The following is a 7,944-nucleotide window of genomic DNA, read 5'->3' as shown; positions in this document are numbered from 1 at the left end:
GATCGGAATTGACAAAGAAACGCCGCAAACCGTCCAGGCGTTGCTCCTGGTCTTGAAAGCGTTCTTCGATACGGCTGTAGCGTTCGCTGGCCAGCAATTGGAAGCGCTGGCGCAGCTGCTGTTTATTCAAGTTGTAAGTGGACCAGGCCAGCAGCCCGGTGAGAATGCCGCCCGCAAGCAACACCAGCACAGCCACTAGCCAGGCAGATACTTCTTCACTAATGAAACCCAGGATTTTCGGGCGTACCACATGCAACGGCATAAGTAGAACTCATCACGCCAGCGAGTTTGGGTGTCATCCGGACTTGGTGTGAGTTATAGCTATTAGCCATTAATTTGACCAGCGTTAAACAGCCCCCAAAGCCCGAAAAAAAGGGCATTGGGGACTTATCCGGCCATCAGCGGGCGCTGACTTTCCAGGCGCGGTGAATTTTGCTGTTACGGGCAAAATCCGGGTCGATGGTTTTCGCCGTGATCTCCTCGACCTGATAGCGCGCGGCGAGGTTCTCATCCAACTGGAACTTGCGGAAGTTATTGGAGAAGTACAGCACGCCACCCGGGGCCAGGCGGGCCATGGCCAGGTCCAGCAACTGCACCTGGTCACGCTGTACGTCGAACACCCCTTCCATGCGCTTGGAGTTGGAGAAGGTCGGCGGGTCGATGAAGATCAGGTCGAACTCGTCACGGCAACTGTCCAGCCAGGCCATCACATCACCCTGCTCCAGACGGTTCTTGTCGGAGAAACCGTTGAGGGAGAAGTTGCGTCGCGCCCAGTCCAGGTAGGTTTTCGACAGGTCGACACTGGTGGTACTGCGGGCTCCGCCCTTGGCCGCGTGCACACTGGCGGTGGCGGTGTAGCAGAACAGGTTGAGGAAACGCTTGCCGGCAGCCTCTTTCTGAATGCGCATGCGCATCGGCCGATGATCGAGGAACAGTCCGGTATCCAGGTAGTCAGTCAGGTTCACCAGCAGCTTGACCCCGCCTTCGCGGACTTCGGTGAACTGGCCCTGGGCGCTCTGGCGCTCGTATTGCTTGGTGCCGCTCTGACGCTCGCGACGCTTGATCACCACCCGGCTCTTGTCCACATTCAGGGCCTGGGGAATCGCCGCCAGGGCATCGAACAGGCGCGCCTGGGCCTTCTCCGGGTCCACCGACTTGGGCGCCGCGTATTCCTGAACGTGCACCCAGTCCTGATACAGGTCGATGGCCAGGGAGTATTCCGGCATGTCGGCGTCATAGACCCGGTAGCACTCGACACCCTCGCGCTTGGCCCACTTGCCCAGCAGCTTGAGGTTCTTTTGCAGACGGTTGGCAAACATCTGCCCGCCCTCACTCAGGCGGGCCTGTTCGACCACCGGCGCAGGCGCAGGAGCCGGCTTGATCGGGTTGCCATTCTTGTTGTACTGGCGCACTGGCGCTTCGTCAGCGGCGGCCTGGGCCTGCTCGCGTTCCACCTGACGCTGCTCGGCGGTGCGACGCTCGCCGGTGACGAACTGGTCCGGCAGCACCTTGATCAGCAGCAACTTGCACGGCAAGGCGCCGTTCCAGAACGAATACTGCTTGTGGCTGCGAATGCCCATGCGTTTGCCCAGGTCCGGGGCGCCGGTGAACACCGCCGCTTCCCAGTTCAGGCAAGCCTGACGCAGGCGCTCGCCGAGGTTCTGGTAGAGATACAAGAGGCTTGCCTCATCCCCCAGGCGCTCGCCATAGGGTGGGTTGCAGATCACCAGGCCCTTCTGGTTCTGGTCCGGGCGCGGCTCGAAAGTACCTACTTCGCCCTGGTAGATCTTGATCCAGTCGCTCAGGCCCGCGCGCTCGACGTTGTTGCGACCCGGCTGGATCAATCGTGGATCGGCCTCATAGCCGCGAATCCACAGCGGAGGCTTGGCCAGTCCGGCCTGGGCCCGAGCCAGTGCTTCATCGTGCAGTTTGCGCCACAGCGCCGGCACATGGCCGAGCCAGGCGGTAAAGCCCCACTGCTCACGCTTGAGGTTGGGAGCGATGTCCGCGGCAATCATCGCCGCTTCCACCAGGAAGGTGCCGACACCGCACATCGGGTCAGCCAGGGCCCCGCCTTCAGCGGCGATACGTGGCCAGCCGGAGCGGATCAGGATCGCGGCCGCCAGGTTTTCCTTGAGCGGCGCGGCGCCTTGCTGCAGGCGATAGCCACGCTGATGCAGGCTGTGGCCGGAAAGGTCCAGGGACAGGATGGCTTCGCCGCGATCCAGGCGCAGGTGGATGCGCAGGTCCGGATTGAGCTTGTCCACCGAAGGACGTTCGCCGGTAGGTGTGCGCAGTTTGTCGACAATGGCGTCCTTGACCTTCAGGGCGCCGAAGTGGGTGTTGTCGATGCCCGAACCGTGACCGCTGAACTCCACCGCCAGGGTGCCATCGGCCAGCATATGGTCCTGCCAGTCGACGTCCAGCACACCGTGGTAGAGGTCCTCGGCGTCCTTCATTGGAAAGCGCTTGAGGACCAGCAGCACCCGGTTGGCCAGGCGCGACCACAGACACAGCCGATAGGCCGTCTCCATGTCGGCCATGCCGCGCACGGCAGAAGTGTGCTCACGCGCTTGCTCAAGGCCAAGCCCGACGGCTTCCTCGATCAGCAGGCCTTCAAGGCCTTTGGGACAGGTGAGGAAGAGTTCGTAACGATCCGACATGGGAGTACCAGGGCCTTTGGCAATAAGTGAACGGACAACGCATCGCCCGTTCGGTTTTCAATCAAGCGCTTTTCTTCAAGAGCGCTCGTGTGGCACGAAACTGTGCCGTCCCACCCCGGCAGGCAGGCTTTCTTGCAGGGCAAAAGAGCTTAGAGGCCGGGACAGATAAAAAGTCAGGGCAACAAAATGACATAAGTCGACCCTTCGTCGAATAGTAGTTGAGTGCAACCGTTCGACATTCTCACTAAAGCATTAACCTCATCATCTAGTGAGAGGCTGATCACAGTGGGCTTTGCCTGACAAACAGGCTAAAAGACCCGCCCCGGCTTATGGCCTGGACAGCATTTTCGTTACGTCCTTATGACAAAACGATCATTCACTTGCTGTGACCTATTGGTTAGAACTCAACACAGGTTGGCGCCGCAATGGCGTCAACATCAAGGCTCGCGACGCCGGCAGCGAGCACCAACGGCAGAGACAATCTGCCCGACCTCAGAAGCAGGTCGACGGGACATAAGACAGTCAACAAGTGAGGGAAACACCCTATGAGAAGACTAAAGCGTGATCCGTTGGAAAGAGCATTTTTACGCGGATATCAGTATGGCGTTAATGGCAAGTCCCGTGAGCTTTGCCCATTTACTCTACCGTCGGTACGCCAAGCCTGGATTAACGGCTGGCGCGAAGGACGCGGCGACAACTGGGACGGTATGACAGGCACTGCGGGCATCCACAGACTCAACGAACTTCGCGCTGTCGGCTGATCAGGGCACATTCCGACACCTAAAACTTGAATAGATGACGACTTAACCACGCACGCCCCATCCGGGCGGCGGGCTTCGGCCCAGGGGCTCCTTCGAGGAGCCCTTTTTTATGGCCGCGCTTGCGCCCGTTCTTATCGGCCCATGGCCGCGATGGCATCCACCGATTCGCGAATCAGCGCCGGCCCCTTGTAGATGAAGCCCGAATACAGCTGCACCAGGCTGGCGCCCGCGGCGATCTTCTCAGCCGCGTGCTTGCCTTCAGTGATGCCGCCCACAGCAATGATCGGTAAACGGCCGGCCAGCTCAGTTGCCAGTACCTTGACGGTGTGGGTGCTCTTGTCTCGCACCGGCGCGCCGGACAGACCGCCCGCCTCGTCACCGTGCTCCATGCCTTCGACGCCTTCACGGCTCAGGGTGGTGTTGGTGGCGATCACTGCGTCCATGCCGGTTTCCAGCAGGGCGCGGGCCACTTCCACGGTTTCCTCGTCGCTCATGTCCGGGGCAATCTTGATGGCCAGCGGTACGCGCTTGCCGTGGATTGCGGCCAATTCCTGCTGGCGCTGGCTCAAAGCCGCCAGCAGCTGCTTGAGGGACTCGCCGAACTGCAGGCTGCGCAAGCCCGGAGTGTTGGGCGAGCTGACATTGACCGTGACATAGCTGGCATGGGCATAGACCTTGTCCAGGCAGATCAGGTAGTCATCCACCGCCCGCTCCACCGGCGTGTCGAAGTTCTTGCCGATATTGATCCCCAGCACGCCCTTGTATTGGGAGGCGGCGACCCGCGCCAGCAGATTATCGACCCCAAGGTTGTTGAAGCCCATGCGGTTGATGATGGCTTCGGCCTGGGGCAGGCGGAAGATCCGCGGCTTGGGGTTGCCCGGCTGCGGCCGCGGGGTGACGGTGCCGATCTCGACGAAACCAAAGCCCAGTTGAGCGAAGCCATCGATGGCGGCGCCGTTCTTGTCCAGACCGGCAGCCAGTCCCACCGGGTTCGCAAACTCCAGGCCCATGACCTGCACCGGCAACTGCGCCGGCGCCTTGCACAACAGACCGTTAAGGCCCAAACGCCCGCCCGCACCGATCAGGTCCAGGGACAGATCGTGGGAGGTTTCCGGGGAGAGTTTGAACAACAGCTGGCGGGCCAGGGTATACATGGGCGGGATGAACTCGGTTGGCGGCGAAATAAGGCGTCGATTATAGCCGCGCCCGGGGCTTGCAGGCGAGGCGCAGAATGAAATCCCCGGCAATGGCATATGCCTTGCACCCACTTGCTCCATCAGATCTGGGCCAATGGCGGTCCAGGTTAAAGGACAATGGCGTCGTCACCCGCACGGGCTTTGCCTGGCCAGCGGGTACGACGCTTTTTTATGCAAGGTGCCAAGCCATGACTGAACACCCCAACTCCGCGCTGGCCTGGGTCAACGGCAGCGATGCCCCGGAAAAGTCCGCCATCAACCTGGGCTTCATGGCCCTGACCGATTGCGCCTCAGTGGTGGTCGCCGCCACCCAGGGCTTTGCCCAGCCCTACGGGCTGACCCTGAACCTCAAGCGCCAGAGCTCCTGGGCCGGGCTGCGGGACAAACTGGTGAGCGGCGAACTGGACGCCGCCCACAGTCTCTACGGCCTGATCTACGCCGTGCACCTGGGCATAGGCGGGACCCATCCCTGCGACATGGCCGTGCTCATGGGCCTGAACCAGAACGGCCAGAGCATCAACCTGTCCCGGGAACTGCAAGCCCTCAAGGTGACCAGCCCTGAGGCATTGGACCGCCACGTGCACCAAGGCCGGGCACGACTGACCTTCGCCCAGACCTTCCCCACCGGCACTCATGCCATGTGGCTGTACTACTGGCTGGCCAGCCAGGGTATCCACCCGCTGCAGGATGTCGACAGCGTGGTGGTGCCACCGCCGCAGATGGTGGCTCATCTGCAGGCCGGACGCATCGACGGGTTCTGCGTCGGCGAACCCTGGAGCGCCAGTGCAGTGCAGCAGGATCAGGGGTTCACCCTGGCCACCAGCCAGGCGATCTGGCCGGATCACCCGGAAAAAGTCCTTGGCTGCACCCGCGCCTTCGTCGAGCAATACCCCAACACCGCCCGGGTCCTGGTGATGGCGATTCTCGAAGCCAGCCGCTTTATCGAGCAAAGCCCGGAAAACCGCCGCAGCACCGCCCAGATGCTGAGCGCCGCCGATTACCTGAATACACCGCTGGACTGCATCGAGCCGCGGCTGCTGGGGGATTACACCGACGGCCTGGGCAATCGTTGGCAGGACCCCCACGCCCTGCGCTTTCACCACCATGGCGCCGTCAACCTGCCCTACCTGTCCGACGGCATGTGGTTCATGACCCAGTTCCGGCGCTGGGGCCTGCTGCGGGAGGACCCGGACTACCTGGGCGTCGCTCGCCAGGTGCAGCAGCTTGAGCTATACCGCAAAGCCGCCACCGCGCTGGGCATTGCCGCCCGGGGCCAGGACATGCGCAGCAGCCAGTTGATCGATGGCAAGGTGTGGGACGGCTCTGAGCCTGCCGCCTATGCCCGCAGCTTCCGCCTGCATGCCCTGAACGATAACCCTCCCCTTGTTGCCCAGCGCTGACCGGAGCTCGCGAACATGCTGCGTATCCTGCTGATCAACGACACCGCGAAAAAAGTCGGAAGGCTCAAGGCCGCCCTCTGCGAAGCCGGTTTCGAGGTGATTGACGAATCCGGTCTGACCATCGACCTGCCGGGCCGCGTCGAAACGGTGCGTCCGGACGTGATCCTGATCGATACCGAGTCACCCAGCCGTGATGTCATGGAGCAAGTGGTGCTGGTCAGTCGCGATCAACCCCGGCCCATCGTGATGTTCACCGATGAACACGATCCGGGGGTGATGCGCCAGGCGATCAAGTCCGGGGTCAGCGCCTACATCGTCGAGGGCATCCAGGTACAGCGCCTGCAACCGATTCTCGACGTGGCCATGGCGCGCTTTGAAAGTGACCAGGCCCTGCGCGCGCAACTCCAGGCCCGAGACCAGCAACTGGCCGAGCGCAAGCGCATCGAGCTGGCCAAGGGCCTGTTGATGAAAATGAAGGACTGCGACGAAGAACAGGCCTACACCCTGATGCGACGCCAGGCCATGAGTAAACAGCAGAAGCTGATCCAGGTCGCGGAACAGATCATCGCCATGCAGGAACTGCTGGGCTGACCCCCTCCCCGTAGGAGCCGGCTTGCCGGCGAACAGGCTTCTGAACCTTGTGCCAGTCTTGAGGGCGCCTTCGCTGGCAAGCCAGCGCCTACAACCAGCTCCACATCCAGTTCCTGCAGCCGGTGTCGACAGGGGTTGGCGCGGCTCTTGCTATCAGATCCACAACGGTAACCAACGGCGGTTGCCCCACCTACGACAAAGACGTCGCGCACCCTGCTCGCCCTCAACGAGCCGGGCGCCGACGTTTTTTCGTTTTGGCCCCACTGACCGGGGTCGGTGGCGCGGCCGTGGCGGCGCTCCACCTGCAAGCTCATGACGACTCCAACGACTCTTATCAGCTGAGGTGCGCGATGAATTCAAGCTTCTGGAAATCCGGCCACACCCCGACCCTGTTCGCGGCCTTTCTGTATTTCGACCTGAGCTTCATGGTCTGGTACCTGCTGGGGCCCCTGGCGGTGCAGATCGCCGCCGACCTGCACCTGAGCACCCAGCAACGCGGGCTGATGGTGGCCACGCCGATCCTCGCCGGGGCGGTGCTGCGCTTCATCATGGGCCTGCTGGCCGATCGCCTGTCGCCCAAGACCGCCGGACTGATCGGCCAGGTCATCGTCATCGGCGCCCTGTTCGGCGCCTGGAAGCTGGGCATCCACAGCTATGAGCAAGCGCTGCTACTGGGGGTATTCCTCGGCATGGCCGGCGCCTCCTTCGCCGTGGCCCTGCCCTTGGCGTCGCAGTGGTATCCGCCACAACACCAGGGCAAGGCCATGGGCATCGCCGGTGCCGGCAACTCCGGCACCGTGTTCGCCGCGCTGATCGCTCCGGTGCTGGCGGCAGCTTTCGGCTGGAGCAATGTCTTCGGCTTCGCCCTGATCCCGCTGATCCTGACACTGGTGCTGTTCGCCTGGCTGGCGAAGAACGCCCCCGAGCGGCCGCGAGCCAAGTCCATGGGCGACTACTTCAAGGCCCTGGGGGACCGTGACAGCTGGTGGTTCATGTTTTTCTACAGCGTGACCTTCGGCGGTTTCATCGGCCTGGCCAGCGCCCTGCCCGGTTACTTCAATGACCAGTACGGCCTGAGCCCCGTCACCGCTGGCTACTACACCGCCGCCTGTGTCTTCGGCGGCAGCCTGATGCGCCCTCTGGGCGGCGCCCTGGCCGACCGTTTCGGCGGTATCCGCACCTTGCTGGCGATGTACAGCGTGGCGGTGATCTGCATCGCCGCCGTAGGTTTCAACCTACCCAGTTCCTACGCCGCCCTGGCCCTGTTCGTCTGCACCATGCTGGGCCTCGGTGCCGGCAATGGCGCGGTGTTCCAACTGGTACCGCAACGTTT

Annotated in this window: 5 protein-coding genes and 2 pseudogenes; 4 read left to right on the top strand and 3 right to left on the bottom strand. The window is 62.4% G+C overall.

The annotated features are described in order from the left end of the window. Together BLX41_RS35560 and rlmKL are read right to left on the bottom strand one after the other, a co-directional pair. Positions 1 to 262 (bottom strand): annotated as a pseudogene (locus BLX41_RS35560) (GGDEF domain-containing protein); the annotation flags it as partial. 136 nt (positions 263 to 398) lie between these two features. Further along, positions 399 to 2,663, bottom strand: coding sequence for a bifunctional 23S rRNA (guanine(2069)-N(7))-methyltransferase RlmK/23S rRNA (guanine(2445)-N(2))-methyltransferase RlmL (gene rlmKL, locus BLX41_RS16835; RefSeq protein ID WP_123725802.1), 2,265 nt, complete (start codon positions 2,661 to 2,663; stop codon positions 399 to 401). A 545-nt stretch (positions 2,664 to 3,208) separates the two neighbouring features. Between rlmKL and rmf the strand changes: the two genes are divergently transcribed. Then, on the top strand, positions 3,209 to 3,424 hold the full coding sequence (gene rmf, locus BLX41_RS16825) for a ribosome modulation factor (RefSeq protein WP_016965693.1): 216 nt from the start codon (positions 3,209 to 3,211) through the stop codon (positions 3,422 to 3,424). A 131-nt stretch (positions 3,425 to 3,555) separates the two neighbouring features. On the opposite strand, the gene BLX41_RS16820 is transcribed toward rmf, so the two are convergent. Then, complete coding sequence (locus tag BLX41_RS16820) at positions 3,556 to 4,578, bottom strand: quinone-dependent dihydroorotate dehydrogenase (protein WP_123725801.1); 1,023 nt, start codon at positions 4,576 to 4,578, stop codon at positions 3,556 to 3,558. 230 nt (positions 4,579 to 4,808) lie between these two features. On the opposite strand from BLX41_RS16820, the gene BLX41_RS16815 reads away from it, so the two are divergent. From BLX41_RS16815 to BLX41_RS16800, 3 genes and pseudogenes are all read left to right on the top strand, one after another. Next, complete coding sequence (locus BLX41_RS16815) at positions 4,809 to 6,020, top strand: CmpA/NrtA family ABC transporter substrate-binding protein (RefSeq protein ID WP_123725800.1); 1,212 nt, start codon at positions 4,809 to 4,811, stop codon at positions 6,018 to 6,020. A gap of 15 nt (positions 6,021 to 6,035) precedes the next feature. Beyond that, a complete protein-coding gene (locus BLX41_RS16810) occupies positions 6,036 to 6,611 on the top strand; it encodes an ANTAR domain-containing response regulator (RefSeq protein ID WP_123725799.1) in 576 nt (191 codons plus the stop codon). Between the two features lie 350 nt (positions 6,612 to 6,961). Then, a pseudogene (locus BLX41_RS16800) lies at positions 6,962 to 7,944 on the top strand (MFS transporter); the annotation flags it as partial.

Source organism: Pseudomonas protegens, from assembly GCF_003732485.1.
GTDB classification, from domain to species: domain Bacteria; phylum Pseudomonadota; class Gammaproteobacteria; order Pseudomonadales; family Pseudomonadaceae; genus Aquipseudomonas; species Aquipseudomonas protegens_B.
This window is presented reverse-complemented; position numbering and strand designations above follow the sequence as displayed.

Coding starts and splice junctions, on each gene's coding strand:
- rmf (WP_016965693.1), top strand. CDS start 3,209: ATGAGAAGACTAAAGCGTGATCCGTTGGAAAGAGCATTTTTACGCGGA.
- BLX41_RS16810 (WP_123725799.1), top strand. CDS start 6,036: ATGCTGCGTATCCTGCTGATCAACGACACCGCGAAAAAAGTCGGAAGG.
- BLX41_RS16820 (WP_123725801.1), bottom strand. CDS start 4,578: ATGTATACCCTGGCCCGCCAGCTGTTGTTCAAACTCTCCCCGGAAACC.
- rlmKL (WP_123725802.1), bottom strand. CDS start 2,663: ATGTCGGATCGTTACGAACTCTTCCTCACCTGTCCCAAAGGCCTTGAA.
- BLX41_RS16815 (WP_123725800.1), top strand. CDS start 4,809: ATGACTGAACACCCCAACTCCGCGCTGGCCTGGGTCAACGGCAGCGAT.